The sequence below is a fragment of the Patescibacteria group bacterium genome (assembly GCA_041653535.1).
Taxonomy (GTDB): Bacteria; Patescibacteriota; Patescibacteriia; order JACRDY01; family JACRDY01; genus JBAZFH01.
In genome coordinates, this window is record JBAZFH010000003.1 from 72,592 (window position 1) to 88,944 (window position 16,353).

The 16,353-nt window shown below is 43.3% G+C and carries 16 protein-coding genes and 1 tRNA gene; 14 read left to right on the forward strand and 3 right to left on the reverse strand.

All coding sequences use genetic code 11. The annotated features are described in order from the left end of the window. Nucleotide 1 precedes the first annotated feature (1 nt). From WC310_03930 to WC310_03960, 7 genes are all read left to right on the forward strand, one after another. Complete coding sequence (locus WC310_03930; GenBank protein MFA5358937.1) at nt 2–1,675, forward strand: efflux RND transporter periplasmic adaptor subunit; 1,674 nt, start codon at nt 2–4, stop codon at nt 1,673–1,675. A gap of 3 nt (nt 1,676–1,678) precedes the next feature. Continuing rightward, on the forward strand, nt 1,679–2,404 hold the full coding sequence (locus tag WC310_03935) for an ABC transporter ATP-binding protein (protein ID MFA5358938.1): 726 nt from the start codon (nt 1,679–1,681) through the stop codon (nt 2,402–2,404). A gap of 2 nt (nt 2,405–2,406) precedes the next feature. After that, nucleotides 2,407–3,636, forward strand: coding sequence for an ABC transporter permease (locus tag WC310_03940; protein MFA5358939.1), 1,230 nt, complete (start codon nt 2,407–2,409; stop codon nt 3,634–3,636). A gap of 51 nt (nt 3,637–3,687) precedes the next feature. Next, a complete protein-coding gene (locus tag WC310_03945; protein ID MFA5358940.1) occupies nt 3,688–4,920 on the forward strand; it encodes an ABC transporter permease in 1,233 nt (410 codons plus the stop codon). Between the two features lie 342 nt (nt 4,921–5,262). Further along, nucleotides 5,263–5,955 (forward strand): hypothetical protein, encoded by a 693-nt coding sequence (locus WC310_03950; GenBank protein ID MFA5358941.1) that lies wholly within the window; start codon nt 5,263–5,265, stop codon nt 5,953–5,955. Nucleotides 5,956–5,965: 10 nt separating this feature from the next. Continuing rightward, nucleotides 5,966–6,481 carry a nucleotide exchange factor GrpE gene (locus tag WC310_03955; protein ID MFA5358942.1) on the forward strand — a complete coding sequence of 172 codons (516 nt, stop codon included), beginning with the start codon at nt 5,966–5,968 and terminating at the stop codon, nt 6,479–6,481. Nucleotides 6,482–6,610: 129 nt separating this feature from the next. Continuing rightward, nucleotides 6,611–7,033 carry an Hsp20/alpha crystallin family protein gene (locus WC310_03960; GenBank protein ID MFA5358943.1) on the forward strand — a complete coding sequence of 141 codons (423 nt, stop codon included), beginning with the start codon at nt 6,611–6,613 and terminating at the stop codon, nt 7,031–7,033. Nucleotides 7,034–7,104: 71 nt separating this feature from the next. Here WC310_03960 and WC310_03965 read toward each other — a convergent pair whose 3' ends face one another. Next, complete coding sequence (locus tag WC310_03965) at nt 7,105–7,368, reverse strand: hypothetical protein (GenBank protein ID MFA5358944.1); 264 nt, start codon at nt 7,366–7,368, stop codon at nt 7,105–7,107. Nucleotides 7,369–7,449: 81 nt separating this feature from the next. Between WC310_03965 and dnaK the strand changes: the two genes are divergently transcribed. The 4 genes from dnaK to dnaJ all read left to right on the forward strand — a co-directional run bounded on the left by dnaK (nt 7,450) and on the right by dnaJ (nt 11,345). Next, on the forward strand, nt 7,450–9,384 hold the full coding sequence (gene dnaK / locus WC310_03970; protein ID MFA5358945.1) for a molecular chaperone DnaK: 1,935 nt from the start codon (nt 7,450–7,452) through the stop codon (nt 9,382–9,384). 68 nt (nt 9,385–9,452) lie between these two features. Further along, entirely contained in the window at nt 9,453–9,800 is a 348-nt protein-coding gene (locus WC310_03975; GenBank protein MFA5358946.1) for an inorganic diphosphatase, read from the forward strand. A gap of 60 nt (nt 9,801–9,860) precedes the next feature. Continuing rightward, nucleotides 9,861–10,154 carry a DUF3467 domain-containing protein gene (locus WC310_03980; GenBank protein ID MFA5358947.1) on the forward strand — a complete coding sequence of 98 codons (294 nt, stop codon included), beginning with the start codon at nt 9,861–9,863 and terminating at the stop codon, nt 10,152–10,154. A gap of 93 nt (nt 10,155–10,247) precedes the next feature. Beyond that, the gene (gene dnaJ, locus WC310_03985) at nt 10,248–11,345 is read left to right on the forward strand and encodes a molecular chaperone DnaJ (protein MFA5358948.1); all 1,098 of its coding nucleotides are present in this window, start codon (nt 10,248–10,250) and stop codon (nt 11,343–11,345) included. Between the two features lie 255 nt (nt 11,346–11,600). Here the strand turns inward: dnaJ and WC310_03990 are convergent, their stop codons facing one another. Together WC310_03990 and WC310_03995 are read right to left on the reverse strand one after the other, a co-directional pair. Then, on the reverse strand, nt 11,601–11,933 hold the full coding sequence (locus WC310_03990; GenBank protein MFA5358949.1) for a hypothetical protein: 333 nt from the start codon (nt 11,931–11,933) through the stop codon (nt 11,601–11,603). Between the two features lie 24 nt (nt 11,934–11,957). Beyond that, nucleotides 11,958–12,992, reverse strand: a complete 1,035-nt coding sequence (locus tag WC310_03995) for a hypothetical protein (GenBank protein MFA5358950.1) — start codon at nt 12,990–12,992, stop codon at nt 11,958–11,960. A 189-nt stretch (nt 12,993–13,181) separates the two neighbouring features. Here WC310_03995 and dnaX point away from each other — a divergent pair, with 189 nt between their 5' ends. The 3 genes from dnaX (at nt 13,182) to WC310_04010 (ending at nt 16,352) form a co-directional block, all read left to right on the forward strand. Next, nucleotides 13,182–14,786 carry a DNA polymerase III subunit gamma/tau gene (gene dnaX, locus WC310_04000; protein ID MFA5358951.1) on the forward strand — a complete coding sequence of 535 codons (1,605 nt, stop codon included), beginning with the start codon at nt 13,182–13,184 and terminating at the stop codon, nt 14,784–14,786. 93 nt (nt 14,787–14,879) lie between these two features. Next, nucleotides 14,880–14,953 (forward strand) — tRNA-Gln (locus WC310_04005). Nucleotides 14,954–15,182: 229 nt separating this feature from the next. Next, a complete protein-coding gene (locus WC310_04010; protein ID MFA5358952.1) occupies nt 15,183–16,352 on the forward strand; it encodes a metallophosphoesterase in 1,170 nt (389 codons plus the stop codon). The last annotated feature ends 1 nt before the right edge of the window (nt 16,353 follow it).

Genomic DNA, 16,353 nt, shown 5'->3' on the forward strand with positions numbered 1-16,353 from the left:
TATGAAAAAAAGAAATAAGGTTATTTTAATTATCATTGCCGTTTTGGTTGTTGTTGCTGTTGTTTATTTTGGTTTTCTTAAAAAAGCACCAATGACCGAGTATGTTACGGCTAAGGTAGAAAAAGGAAATCTGGTACAGACCGTGTCGGCTACCGGCTCGGTGAAAAGCACTGAAACAATTGATTTAAATTTTGCGGCAACCGGTCGAATAGTATTTTTGCCGGTTAAGGTTGGCGACAAGGTGGCTGCCGGGCAAGCTTTAGCGCGACTCGATTCTTCTGATTTGTCCAGTCAGCTGCGACAGGCTCAAGCTAGCCTAGCTTCAGCGCAAGCGAATTTAAATAAACTGGTGGCCGGCGCTACAGTCGAAGACGTGAATGTCACTTCGCAGCAGGTAGATTCGGCTCGCGTGGCTTATCTGGCTGCTTTGGTTGATCTGGAAAACGCTAAGAAAGATAAGGATAAAAATTTGGAAGCACTGCGCGCTACCGCCGTTAGCGATTTAAACAATTATTTATTCAAGGCTAAGGCAGCGATGGACACGGTTTATAACACCATAAATGATAATGACGCCAAAGATACTTTTAGTGATAAAAATTCTCAGTTAAAAATTGATCTGGAATTACAGCGGGTAGCTGCTAATCAGGCCGTTGCTGACGCTGAGCCGTATGTTTTGCAAGCAAGTAGCCTTGGCACTATTGTTGCCGCGGAAAACGCTCTGACCAAAGAATTTTATGCACTTAATCAGGTTAATAATGCTTTAGACTTAACTTTTAATGCGTTATTAAACACACCGACTAGTTCGACTTTTACAACAACCGAACTTGATACCCTGAAAACCAGCGTTCGTTCCGATCAAACAATAATTGCTACTGGCATTACTACAATCGGGACGGACAAGTCTAATCTGCAAACCAAAGAAAATTATTATAATAATCAGATTGATTCAGCTCAGTCATTGGCAGATAAAGCTAAAACCGCCCTGGACTTAGCCGAAGCCCAGCTGCTTTTCAAAAAAGCGCCAACTCGTTCGGAGGATATAGAATATCAACATTCGGTGGTAAAACAAGCCGAAGCCCAGGTCGGGTCTATTTCTAGCAGAATTACAGATCGTATTATTACCGCCCCAGTTGACGGTATTATTACGGCGGTTAATAACGCTGTTGGCGAAACCGCTGGTGCTAGCGCTGGATCGGTGATAGTTATGTTGCCCAACAATCCTTACTATATTGAGGTTGATATTTCTGAAGCTGACATTGCTAAACTAAAATTGGGCAATAAAGCTACTTACACTCTTGATTCTTATGGTAGTGATGTGAAATTTAGCGGGCAGATATTAGCTATTGATCCCGCCGAGACGGTAATTTCGGGCGTGGTTTATTATCGGGTTAAAGTTGACCTAGGACAGTCTGATAAAGAAATTAAATCTGGTATGACCGCTAATATTGATATAGTGGCAGCAGAAAAAAATGATGTTTTATATATCCCGCAACGCGCGGTAAAAAATAAAGACGGCAAAAAAGTGGTTGAGGTGATGATCGATAAAACTAAGAATGAGGTTGTCGAAAAGGTTGTTGAGATCGGATTAAAGGCAGACGATGGTTTGATCGAAATCGTTTCGGGGTTAAATCAAGCTGAAGAAATTGTGGTTTACGTAAAAAATGCCAGCAAATAATCTATGGCAATTCCTATAATAAAATTAGTCGATCTCAAGAAAGATTACGTCAGCGAAGAAATTATCACCTCTGTTTTGAGAGGGGTTAGTTTTGAAATACAGGCTGGTGAGTTTGTGGCGATTATGGGTCCGTCAGGGTCTGGCAAATCAACACTGATGCATATTTTAGGCTTTTTGGACCGCGCTAGTGGCGGAGATTATTTTCTTAAAGGTGGAAATGTTAAAGATATTCCTGATGAAGAAATGGCGAGTGTTCGTCTTAACAATATTGGTTTTATTTTTCAGTCATTTAATCTTTTGCCTAGGCTGTCGGCTCTAGATAATGTTATCTTGCCGTTAATTTATAATAAAAAAGTTAAAATATCCGATCGCAAAAAAATCGCTCAAAAAGAGTTAGAAGCGGTTGGTTTGGGACATCGTCTGAATTATTTGGCTAATCAATTGTCCGGTGGTGAAAAACAGCGAGTAGCTATTGCTCGAGCCCTAATCAATGATCCGGAAATAATTTTTGCCGATGAACCGACGGGTAACCTAGATAGTAAATCCGGCGAACAAGTGATGGAGATATTGGAAAAGCTTAATGATGGTGGTAAAACTATTATTTTAGTTACTCATGAAAGCGATACTGCTGATCATGCCAAAAGAGTGATTAAAATCAGGGATGGGTCTATAGTTGGTGACGCTATAGTTAATAACCGCAAATTTGCCAAAGACGGACTCAATAAATAACTATGTATATAAGTGATGCAATAAAGATTGCGGAAAAGGCCCTGCTTACCAATAAAAAGCGGGCTGTTTTGACTATTCTCGGCATTGTTATCGGTATCACCGCCGTGATTGTTATTATGGCGGTTGGCGCTGGCGCCCAAAGTTTGATTGTTAACCAGATCAATAGTTTGGGTTCGAATTTAGTTGGCATACTGCCAGGTGGTGGAGATGAAAAAAGCCCTCCGGCTTTTGCTTTTGGTATTGTTATTACTACTCTAAAAAATGAAGATATTGATGCTATTAGGCGAGAATTGCCAGAAGTAGTAGCTGCTTCTGGTATTGTAACGACCGACGAGGTTGTTTCTTATGAGGAAGAAGCTAATAGTTATACGATTATCGGTGGTTCAGCGGAATTTCCCACGGTTAATGATTTAGAAATTGATGAAGGTCGCTGGTTTTCGGGAGAGGAAGAGAGAGGTCTTGGCAGGGTGGCTATTATTGGCAGTCAGATAAAAGAAGAAATTTTTCCTGACGAGGATCCGATTGGTCATAAGATAAAAATTAAAAAAGAATCTTTTACCATTATCGGCTATACCAAACCAAAGGGGTCGGCGATGGGTCAAAGTTTTGACAAGACTGTTTACTTGCCAGTTTCTTCGGGGCAAAAATTGATAATGGGAATAGATTATCTAAATTACGCTAGGATTAAAATTGATACTGCTGAAAATATCGAACCGACAATTTTGGAAATGGAAAGAATTTTGCGCCAGCGTCATAATATTGATAATCCCGAAGACGACGATTTTAGTGTTCGTAATCAAGCGGCAGCATTAGACACTTTAACCAGCATTACCGACTATTTGAGATTTTTTCTAGCTGCTATTGCCGCGATTGCTTTGCTCGTCGGCGGTATTGGTATTATGAATATCATGCTGGTTTCGGTAACAGAAAGGACCCGTGAAATTGGGTTGCGTAAGGCGGTTGGGGCGGCAGAGGAGCAAATTTTATTACAATTTTTGCTTGAGGCGGTATTTTTGACTTTTATCGCTGGTATTATCGGAATAATTTTAGGCGGTCTGATCTCTTTATTTATTTCGTTTGTTATGAATTACCTTGGTTATAGCTGGAGTTTTGTTATTTCTTTTTCATCGATTATTATCGGCGTGGGTGTGGCTGGGGTAATTGGACTAGTTTTTGGCTACTACCCGGCGCTTCGCGCAGCAAAGTTAGATCCGATAGATTCTTTGAGATAGGTATTGAAAATTAAATAGCAAGGACTATAAAAAGGTTATACGCTAAGTATTATGTATTATATTATCGATCAAATAAAAGCGACGATCGTTACACTACGGGCCAATAAGGGTCGGTCGATTTTGACTTTGCTCGGAATCGTGATTGGTATTACTTCGGTGATTATGGTTTTTTCGGCTGGGCAGGCGTTGCAAGCTTTTATTGATGGTCAAATGGATTCTTTTGGTAGTAATTATATCCAAATAGAGCCGCGGACTCCCGGCAAGAAACAGATGGAAGGGGTTGGTCCGAATGTTGTTACCACGCTTAAGGAAAAAGATCGGATTGATATTTTAAAAATATCAAATATTCGAACAGCTTATAGCGCTGTTATGGGTCAAGAAAAAGCCTCTCGCGAATCTGAGTCGGAGAAACTAATGATTTGGGGGGTGTCTAGCGAATTTTTTGATATTGATACCGGTGAGATAGATATTGGTCGGCCTTTTAGTATCGAGGAGAATGCCAGCCAGGCAAAGGTGGTGTTGTTAGGCAGCGAAGCTAAAGATAAATTTTTTGGTACCAGTGACGCTCTTGGTCAAAGCATTAGGGTTGCTAATCAAAATTTTACAGTCGTCGGCGTTTATAAGCCGCGAGGATCTTTGTCTTTTTTTAACATGGATAAGATGCTGGTAATGCCGGTGAAAACTTTGCAAAAAGAAATTTTGGGTATCGATTATCTGGTTTGGATCACCGCTCAGGTTGAAGATAATTCTCAGAGCGAATATACGGCTTCGCAAATCATTGACGTGTTACGAAACAATCACAATATTACTGATCCGGATCGTGACGATTTTGAAGCAGTGACTCAAGAGCAAGCCAAGCAGATTATCAATACAGTGGTTAACGGTATTACCGCGTTGCTTTTAGTATTGGTAGCGATTTCGCTGCTTGTCGGCGGGGTAGGAATCATGAACATTATGTATGTTTCGGTGACCGAGCGAACCTACGAAATTGGTCTGCGAAAAGCCGTTGGAGCAACACCAGGAAATATCTTAACCCAATTTTTGCTGGAAGCCGTAACTTTAACTTTCACCGGCGGGATAGTGGGAGTGGTTCTTGGTTCGATTTTATCTTTTACCATTTCTTTGGTCGCCACTTATCTTGGATTCAATTGGAGTTTTGACTTGCCAATAAACGGTATTATTATTTCTTGTATTTTTTCTATTGCCGTTGGTTTGATTTTCGGTCTTTATCCGGCAAAAAAGGCAGCGGCGCTGGATCCGGTGGAGGCTTTGAGGAGTGAGTAGGAAGTAGTGGATACTAACTGGTAGGCAACAAATAGTAAGTAGCGAATCGCAGCCTTGAATGGTTGTTTTTTAGTTTGTTTTTTGACCAGATTCAGGCTTGCTAAAACCCTATAATTAGCAGTCTTGACCCCGCCCCTCTCAGACACGGTTTGGTTTTTTTGAGAGTAGGTGGTAGAAGCGGCTTCGCCTTTGGTCGGTGGTTATCAAAATCTTTCACGCTTCAAAGAGGCGGGGCGAGATGTGGTTCTAACCTGGTTTGTTTTTTGACCAGATTTAGGCTTGCTAAAATCCTATAATTAGCAGTCTTGACACGTGAGTGCTAACTGGAGTAAAATGATTTATATGGAAGATCGTACAGAAAAATTACTTACTTCAATAGTCAGAGAACACATAAAAACAGCCCAGCCGGTTGGATCTTCTTTATTGGTGGAAAAGTACCATCTGGACGTTAGTCCGGCTACCGTGCGTAACGAAATGGCTTTGCTGGAAGAAGAGGGTTATATCGCTCAGCCGCATACTTCGGCTGGCCGGGTACCGACGGAAAAGGGTTATCGTTTTTATGTGGAAAACTTTCTTTCGACTCGTGAAATGAAGGAAGTCGATCAGAAGAAACTAAAAGAAATGCTGAAAAGGTTTGCTGATGATCGCCGCTTGATGCTCAAAAATATTGCCAAAGATTTGGCAGAAATGTCGGGCCAACTGGTTTTTGTCGGTTTTGCACCTAATGATGCTTATTATACCGGAGTTTCCAATATTTTTTCTCAGCCCGAGTTTATCGAGAAAGGTTTGGTTTACGACCTCGGTGTAGTGGTTGATCATTTAGACGAAGCAATGAAAAAGATTTTTGACCTGCCGGAAACTGCATCGCAAATCATGATCGGTTCCAAAAACCCTTTTGGCAATATGTGTTCAGCCGTAGTTGCTAAGTATCAAACTAAAGATGGCAATGAGATTTTGGGCTTACTTGGACCGATGCGCATGGATTATGATGCCAATGTCGGCATGGTGAATTTTATTAAAGAAATAATTAAATAGTGCAATATTTATGGATGAAGATAAAAAAGTTAAAGAGGACCTAGATGATCAGGTTCAAGCCGAAGAAACTCAGGATGACGGAGTCGGTGCTGCCGAAGTTGATTTGGTCTTAGACTACAAAAATAAATGGCTGCGGGCCGTGGCCGACTATCAGAATCTAAAAAAAGACACAATCAAGGAAAAAGAGGATTGGATCAAATTTGCCAATGCTGGACTTGTACTAGAATTAATCCCAATTCTTAACAATTTCAAAGAAGCAACCAAACATATTCCGGTTGATCAGCAAAAACTAGATTGGGTAGTAGGAATTTTTCATATTAAAAAGCAGCTGGAAGATGTCCTGAAAAATATCGGTATTGAAGATATGAAAACGGTTGGTGAAAAGTTTAATCCAGAGTTTCACGAAGCGGTTAGTCAGAGAGAAGAAAAAGGAGTCGACCCAGATCAGGTGATTGAAGAAGTACGTCCTGGATACACGATGCACGGTAAGGTGATAGAAGCGGCGAAGGTGGTGGTGAGTAAATAGGAGGATAGGAGGATAGGAGGATAATTTTTTTCTTAACATCCTAACCTTATAACCTCCTGACATTTTAATAAATATAAATAAACCACCTACCGTGATTTTGCCACGGAGGTGAATAAGGAGAATAACAATATGTCACTAATCAAATGGACACCAATGTGGGATCCGTTCGAAGAAATGGATCAAGCTCTCGATTTTCCCACCAGTCGGGGTATGCGGGCTTTTATTCCCGCGATGGACGTTTACCAAGACAAAGACAATGTTTACGTTGAGACTGCTTTAGCCGGAGTTGATCCGGAAAAAGTCGAGGTTTCTATCGAAAACGACGTCCTGACTATCAAAGGTACGACTGAAAAAAAGAGTGAAGTCGAAGACAAGGCTTATTACCGCAAAGAAGTGCAGCAAGGTAGTTTTTACCGCTCGGTAGCCCTACCCACGCATGTTGTCGGCGGTGAAGCCAACGCTGAGTACAAGGATGGTATTCTCAAAATCTCCGTACCGAAAGCCGAAGAAGTCAAGCCAAAGACTATCCAGGTTAAAGTAAATAAAAAATAATTTTCTCCAGACTGTCCGCCCCTTATTCTTTAGAGAGGGGGGCGGTAAGTGTGGAGAAAAAAAGTGGTGCTTTATAGGCACCACTCGGCGATTGATTGATCAGCAAGGGTACGACTTTGCTCCAGCCCATCGACGACTTCTCTGACGGTATTAGCTTGTTTGATAGAATCAATAGCTCCACGAGGCAGGCATATTTCGCCGCAATGTTCTATTGCCGCTTGCAGGTCTTGCCGATTTTTGCCGTTTAGCACTTCCACCAAAGAATCGTCCAAAGAAAATTTACCAATTCCCAGGAAACGTAATGACTTAGCAATCAGCCTTTCGCATTCTTTCATCGTTTCCCCCCCCTTCTGTCAATGTTAATTTGTCTAAGTAAATTATACTAAATAATTAAAATAATTAAAACCATAAACATTATGTCAAAGATTTTAGGAATCGATCTGGGAACCACAAATTCCTGCATGGCTATTATCGAGGGCGGTGAGCCAAAGGTGCTCGAAAACGCCGAAGGCAATCGCACCACTCCTTCAATTGTGGCTATTACCAAAACCGGTGAAAGACTGGTAGGGCAACTGGCCAAGCGCCAAGCTGTTACCAATCCGGAAAACACTATTTATTCGGTTAAACGGCTTATCGGCCGTCATTATGACGATGCTGAAGTGCAGCGCGATCTAAAAGTTTTGCCGTATATGATTGCTCAAGCAGGTACTGGCGTCAAAGTAAAAATGGGGGACAAAGAATATACGCCGCAAGAAGTGTCGGCAATGATACTGCAAAAACTAAAACAAGACGCCGAAAGCAAGATTGGTGAAAAAATTACCGAAGCGGTGATCACTGTACCGGCTTACTTCAACGACGATCAGCGCAAAGCCACTATTGATGCTGGTCAAATCGCCGGTCTGACTGTCAAACGTATTATCAATGAACCGACCGCCGCCGCGCTGGCTTACGGTTTTGATAAGAAAAAAGGCGAACAGATTGCCGTTTACGATCTTGGCGGCGGTACTTTTGATATCTCAATTCTCGATGTATCGGAAAATACCGTCGAGGTTAAATCAACCAACGGCGACACTCATCTGGGCGGTGACGATTTTGACCGCGTGATTATCGATTGGATCAATGCCGAGTTTAAAAAAGATCAAGGTATTGATTTGTCCAAAGACCAAATGGCACTCCAACGTATCAAAGAAGCGGCGGAAAAAGCTAAAATTGAGCTATCCACCGCCGGTGAAACCGAAATCAATCAGCCGTTTATTACTAGCGGTACCGACGGTCCCAAACATTTAGTTTTGAAACTATCTCGCGCTAAACTCGAAGAACTGGTTGGTGGTCTGGTCGAAAAAACTTTTGAGCCAGTGCGCAAAGCTCTAGCTGACGCCGGACTAAAAACTACCGATATTGAAGAGGTGGTGATGGTCGGGGGTATGACTCGTATGCCGCTGGTACAGAAAAAGGTGGAAGAGTTTTTTGGCAAAAAGCCGAATCTCAGCGTCAACCCTGACGAAGTGGTGGCTATTGGCGCTGCGGTTCAAGGCGGCGTGCTACAAGGTGAAGTCCATGACGTGTTGCTACTTGATGTTACTCCGCTGACTCTTGGTATTGAAACTCTTGGTGGTATTCGCACTCCGCTGATCGACCGCAACACTACTGTGCCGACATCCAAGTCTCAAATATTTTCTACTGCTGCTGACAATCAGACTTCGGTAGAAATTAATGTCCTGCAAGGCGAACGCGAAATGGCTGGCGACAACAAATCTCTTGGAAGATTTATTCTTTCCGGTATTCCGCCAGCGCCACGCGGTATGCCACAAGTCGAGGTCACTTTTGACATCGACGCTAACGGTATCCTGAGCGTTAAAGCTCAAGACAAGGCTACTGGCGCGGTACAGTCTATTACTATTACCGGATCGTCTGGTCTATCCAAAGACGAAATTGAAAAAATGAAAAAAGAAGCGGAAAGCCATGCGACCGAAGATAAGCAGAAAAAAGAAGAAATCGAAGTCAAAAATGGCGCCGAGGCTCTCGTCTACACTGCAGAAAAAGCGATCAAAGATGCTGGTGACAAAGTACCGGCTGAGGTGAAAAAAGAAATCGAAGATAAAGTTGACGCTCTAAAGAAAGTTAAAGACGGTACTGACATTGCTGCGATCAAACGCGCTACTGATGAAGTAAATCAGGTGATACAGAAAATCGGTCAAGCCATGTACCAGAATCAACAGCCAAATTCAGGCGCGGCCTCGGCTGGCGCCTCGGCCGAGTCGCAAGCTGGTGAAAAAAAATCCGGCGAAGCCGGACCCGGCTCCGCCGGGGATGAGCCGGTCGAAGGGGAATACGAGGAAGTCAAAAAATAGTATTTAGGTCTTAGTATATGGTATATAGGGCGGGCTCCGATTTATCGGAGCCCGAAACCAAATCAATTATGGATTACGCGACAAAATATCTGGGGAAAGTGGTGACGATCAAAATGGATCGGCCGATCGGTACCGAGCACCCCAAACATCCGGGTTTGATTTATCCGATCAACTACGGCTTTGTGCCGGGCAATTTTTCTCCTGATGGCGAAGAGACGGATGCTTATATTTTGGGTATTACTGAGCCGCTGACAGAGTTTACTGGTGTTTGTATAGCGGTCATCCACCGCACCAACGACGCTGACGACAAACTAATCGTCGTGCCAGAGGGCACCAGCTTTACCGACGAACAAATAAAAGAATTAACATATTTTCAAGAAAAGTATTATCAGTCGGAGATAATTAGGAGCTGGTAGTTGGTAGTTGGGGATTAGAAAATTTTCTAACCACTAACCACTAACGACTAACCACTATTTATGTCTCAACCAAATCAACAACCAACCGAAATTAAACTTGCCGACAATATCCCGGGCGCGGATTACGCCAACTTTATGCAAGTCTCTCACACCAAAGAAGAATTTCTCATGATGTTTGCTAACGTCGCTGGACTTAGTGGTCGAGTTATTGGTAAAATCATTACCAGCCCCGGACATCTGAAACGGATTATCAAAGCGCTGCAAGACAACGTCAAGATGTACGAAGACAAATTTGGCGCGATAACCGAAGCCGAAGCGCCAGCAGGAAAAGAGATCGGGTTTACAGATAAATAAGAAAGCAGGAGGATATGAGGGTAAGAGGATAGGAAATTTCCTAACCTCCTAACCTCCTAACCTCCTAACCTCCTAACCTCCTAACCTCCTATCATGTCAAAAAACTACTACGAAACTCTCGGCGTTCCCAAAACCGCCAGTGCTGATGAAATCAAAAAAGCCTTCCGTGAAAAGGCCCATCTTTATCATCCAGACAAAAAAGGTGGTGATGAGGCTAAGTTTAAAGAAATCAACGAAGCCTATCAGGCGCTGGGTAATCCCGAAAAAAGAAAGCAGTATGATCAATTTGGTCAGACCTTCAATGGCGCGGGTGGTCCCGGTGCCGGCGGATTTAACTGGCAGGATTTTGCGCGACAGGGCGGACACTCCAGCTCGGGCGCCAATTTTGACTTTGGCGATCTAGGTGACATCTTTGGCGGGTTTGGCGATATCTTCGGTTTTGGTGGCGGTGGGGGAAAGCGTTCTAGTCAACCGACTAAAGGCAGAGATATCGAAGCCGAAATCGACATCACTTTTGAAGAAAGTATTTTTGGTGCAGAAAAAACCGTTGATTTGAAAAAAAATATTGTTTGCGATACTTGTGAAGGTTCTGGCGCCAAGCCGGGTAGTAAGATTACTACTTGTCCCACTTGCGGTGGTCGCGGTCAGGTAGAACAAGTTCAGCGGACATTTATTGGTAATATCCGTAGCGTTGGTGTTTGTCCACAGTGCGACGGCGAAGGAAAGGTTTTTGAAAAGCCATGCGAGAGTTGCGGCGGTAAAGGTATTAAGACTGGCAAAGAGCAGATAAAAATAAAAATCCCGGCGGGTATCTCCGACGGGCAAAGCATTCGCTTGTCAGGCAAAGGTGAGGCCGGCGAACGGGGAGTGCCGGCGGGAGATCTTTATATTACCGTTAATGTTTACAAAAATAATCGTTTTGATCGTCGCGGCGATGATATTTGGAATAAAGCAAGTATCACTTTTCGCCAAGCCGCGCTTGGTGACAAAATAGATGTTGATACTGTTCATGGTCCGGTTAAACTCAGTATTCCTGCCGGTACTCAGAGTGGCAAGGTTTTCAAACTTTCCGGCAAAGGCGTGCCACACCTTAATGCTTCGGGACAAGGCGACCATTATGTGGAAGTGACAGTTGTAACGCCGACACGTCTGTCCCGAGCGCAAAAAAAGGCGCTGGAAGAGTTGGACTAGGGGTTGTCATCCTGAGCCTGCGAAGGATCCCTCTTAATTACCCACGGAAGAAAAAGAACATGATAAAACGTAATCATCGACGATTACGTTTTATTTAATATTCATATGTATCTCTTTTTTGGAGGGATTCTTCGCTACCGCTCAGAATGACAGCAGGGTTGGATTTTTCGCAGAGTTTATCTTGAGCGTAGGCGAAGGACTCAGAATGACAAAAAGAAAAACCGTCCGCGAGAAGCGAACGGTTTTTGGTTGATGTTAGGTGGTGGTGGTTTGGTTTTTCTGGGGCAAAACCTTGTACCACAGAAAGAAAAATGGAACCAGGAACCCGGTAAACGGCAGTATCGCCGGGGCGAGCAACACGATAAAGACTACTCCTATCGTGGTTTTTTTGGTCTGATATAGATTCGGAATCAGAAAGAACACGATAGTGATAGCCCAAGCCGCGATGTAGGCGACACCGAGCGGCATCCGGTAAGGAATCGGGTTGTCAAAAACGCCATTTTTCCAGGCGATAATTACCAGTCCGAGATAAATAACCCCGCAGGCAAAGAATATGCCGTAGAAAAGGTTTTGGGTCTTTTTGGACATTCAGCTCTCCTTGTCGCTAGGATGTTAGAAGGTGATTTGCATTTCAGTTAAGATTCGTTGGATTTCTTTGTCAATTGCCAGGTCGGCGTTGGGTAGGTCGGTAGAGTCGCTACCCAGAATGATTTTTGATCGCAAATGAGCGATAAGTAACGCGAAAGCCGCTTCTTTGCCGACATGGCTGCAAGCCAGATCGAAACGCCTGGGATGATCGGAGTCGATAATTTTTAGCGCGGAAATTATGGGGTGATAGCGGTGTTTTTGTGTCAGTGCCGCCGCCAGAACTAGGGCATCTCCTTCGCTTTTTGCAGGAGTATTGCCACCGTGCAACGGACGCACCGTCCAGTCGTCGTCCAGTTTTTGCGGTGGTCGAACTTCTATTTCGGCGTGGGCAATAGCCCGCCAGTGTGGTTTGAAAAATGAATTGCCTTCCATCACCCAAACAAAATGTACACCATCCACGACTCGAGTGACTCTTGGCGCGGTGGTCGTCTGGTAGGCTGGCGAACCTTTTTTGGCCCAATCGGCAGCTAAAAGAAGGGCGGCGGAAAAACCATCTACGGTGGCGCTATCGTAAACATTACAACCGGGCGTCGATTCGTCATAGTGTTTGACGTCGAATCTCGGGGGTTGATTATCCAAAAATTTTCCGGGCGGATCTTGTACGGAATAAGGAATGATGTTTACTCGATGGCCAGTAAGAGTGGCCCAGTAGTAATTAGAGCCAGTATCAGCCGGGATCAGGATAAAATACGCCCCTTCAAAATTAAAAGGAGTCGCATTGTTTTCAAAGATTGCCAGCGATTTAAAAACCGCGGTTATCTTGGAAAGGGGAACGTTCTTGATCCCTAACTGTTTTTCAGGTTGATACGTTTCCAGAATTTCCAGAGTTACGTTTGTTTTCGGCGCCGGATCGTCCGGCTTGCCGGTCATTTTGGCGGATTTAATCCAGGCGAAAAATCGGTGAAGACCGCCATGATCCGTCCACATATTTTCGGAACCGCGAAGGTATCTGGTTAATTCTTCCAATCCTTTTACGTCTAAATCGATTTTAATGAGCATTTCCAGTCTCCTTGCAGGCACCGCCTGCTGTTGTTACACGGCACCGCCGTGGTAAGGTGATGGTCTAGTCTTATCAGGATGTTGATTTTTTGTCAATGTTTTTAGTAACGGTATTTAGAACAAATTGGCATTATCTTCAGAGATTGGGCACTAGGCACTAGACATTAATTATGCTAATATTTTACTGCTATGGCAGTTAGTCTCTATCGTAAATATAGGCCGCAGACTTTTGCCGATGTGGTCGGTCAAAACCATGTCAAAGTCACGCTGCAAAACGAAGTCAAGCAGGGCAATCTAGCCCATGCTTATTTGTTTTCTGGTCCGCGCGGTATTGGCAAAACGTCAATCGCGAGAATTTTGGCCAAAGCCGTGAATTGTATTGATCGTAAAAACGGCGATGAGCCGTGTGACAAATGCGAGGCTTGCGAAGAAGTAAAAAACGGCAACTGTTTGGACGTGATCGAAATCGATGCCGCGTCTCACACCGGTGTTGATAATGTCCGAGAAAATATTATCGAAAACGCTAGGTTCAACCCCAGTCGCTGGAAATATAAAGTTTTTATTATCGACGAAGTCCACATGCTTTCGCTGTCGGCTTTTAACGCGCTGCTCAAAATAATGGAAGAGCCTCCGGCGCACGTTATTTTTATTTTGTGTACTACCGAAATCCACAAAATACCGGCGACGATTATTTCTCGCTGTCAGCGTTTTGATTTCAAAAAAGTTGTGCTGGGTGATATTGTCAACCACCTTAGCTTTATTGCCAAGAAAGAGGGGGTTAGTTGCGATAAAGAAGTACTGATGGCAATCACTCGCCATTCGGAAGGATATTTGCGCGACGCTGTCGGACTGCTCGGGCAAATACTTTCACTTGGTGAAAAAAAAATAACGCTGGAACAAGCCGAGCTAGTAATCCCGCGATCTAATTTTATTTTAGTTTCCGAGCTAGTTGATTATCTGGTGGCGAAAGACACAGCTCGGGCGTTGCAGTTAATAAACCGCCTAGCTAACGAAGGAGTGAATTTGGTGCAGTTTACTATTGACCTGGTAGAATTTTTGCGCAAAATATTACTGGTCAAAATATCGGGTAAACTAGAAGAGTTTGCTCTGGAGTTTGAAGCTGACGAAGAAAAAAAGATTATCGCGCTACTGGATAAACTTGATTTAAAAAAAATCGTTTTATTTATAGATACTTTTGTTGATCGGTTGTCAGCAGTCAAGCAAAGCGCTATCACGCAGCTGCCGCTAGAAATGGCAGTGGTTGAACTTTGTGGCGAGAGCACGTATGCGTCAGCGACATTGGTTAAAGAAATGGTTCATAAAAAAGATGATAATGTTAAGCCGGCTGGCGGGGGCAAAGAAGATAGGTCAGCGACAGTTGTAAATAATGATCCGGAGTCGCAACCGGAAGTTGAAGAAAAAAAGAAAGTGACAAAGAGTAGTGGAGTGCTGAAGATAGAAGATGTATCCAAACAGTGGAATGAAATAATCACTAAAATCAGTGAAGACTATCATTCTTTAGCTTTGACATTAAAAGTCAGTAAACCGTTAGAAGTTGATAATAATGTAGTCAAAATAGGTTTTAAATATAAGTTTCATCAGGAAAGAATAGCTGATAACAAGAACAAATTGACACTTGAGAATATTTTGAGTAAACTACTGGGCGTTGATTTGCTGGTGGAACCGGTGTTTAGTGATGACATAGATATTGAGACGCCGGCGGTTTCATCTGCTCCCAGTATTGACGTTGCTTCTGGTGTGGCGGAAATGTTTGGTGGGAAAGTGGTAGGGTAGCAGGAGACAGGAGACAGGAGACAGGGTCTCTTATTACTCGTGTATTTTTTTATCCTGTATCCAGTATCCTGCATCCTGTATACTATTTAATATTCGGGGATCGTCTAATGGTAGGACGCCAGGTTCTGGCCCTGGTAATTGGGGTTCGACTCCCTGTCCCCGAGCCAATTAAATAGCAGCTAGCGGCTAGTAGTTAGTATATAGGAAATAGATTGTTTTAAAACTGGAGTCGAAGGGCAGGAGCGAGCCGCCGAAGGTGGCTAGTGTCCGACCAAAGCGAGCAAGTGCGAGCTTTGGGCGCTGCCCAGGACGCGACTCCCTGTCCCCGAGCCAATTAAATAGCAGCTAGCGGCTAGTAGTTAGTATATAGGAAATAGTAAATAGGAAGTTTAAATTATGATTGTTAGGTTTGCCTTATTTGTTTGCGTGGTGCTGGCTATCGTAATTGCCGGTCACGTAATCCTTTATCACGCCTTGATTAATTTTTTGGGAATTAGCAACGTTTTCACGCGAAACGTTCTTTTTGCAGTTTTGATTTGCTTATCCCTCAGTTTTGTTATTGCTTCACTTGTCGTCCATTGGTTTGACACCCCGTTTACTCGGGCTATTTATGACGCGGCTGGTTTCTGGCTGGGGCTGATGTTAAATTTATTATTAGCCAGTTTGTTTATTTTGGTTGTGGTGACGATTTTGGGATTAATCGGTTGGAAGTTTAATCTTAGAGATTTTAGCATTATTATATTTGTCTTGACCCTGGTTTATTCGGGATTTTCGGTTTGGACCGCGGCAAATCCGAAGATAAAAAATATTACAGTATCGGCAAAAAATTTGCCAGCTTATTGGACGGATAAAACAATAGTTCAGCTTTCCGATGTTCATTTGGGTTCGGTCCATCGACCTGATTTTTTGTCCAGAGTGGTAAAAAAAGTTAATAGTTTAAATCCCGAGCTGGTGGTGATAACCGGAGATCTTTTTGACGGCATGGACGGAGACCTGGATTCTTTTATCGAACCGTTAAACAAAATCCGGTCCGCTCAAGGAGTTTATTTTGTTACCGGTAACCACGAGGCTTATTTGGGGGTAGAGGATATTTTTAAATTTTTAGAAAAAACTCAAATAAAGGTTTTACACGATGATATCGTCGATATCGATGGTTTGCAGCTTGTCGGTATCAATTACCCTGAGTTTGAAGGTCAAAAAGATATTAGGGAGATTATTCGTCCGGGACAAAATTTTTTTCCGGAAAAACCGACAATACTGCTTTATCATACTCCGACCAATGTCGTCAGCGATAAAGCGCATGCTAAATTTAATACTTACTGGTATCCCGATGTTGATTTTTCTTATGCCAAAGAGATAGGTATTGATCTGCAGCTTTCCGGGCATGTTCACAAGGGTCAGCTCTTTCCTTTTACCTGGATAACAAAACTTATTTATCGCGGTTATGATTATGGTTTGAAAATTGACGGCGGTTTTTCCATTTATGTCAGCAGCGGTACCGGTACCTGGGGTCCGCCGATGCGTACTGGTAATAGCCCGGAAATAGTGGCGGTGCGTTTGAAATAAT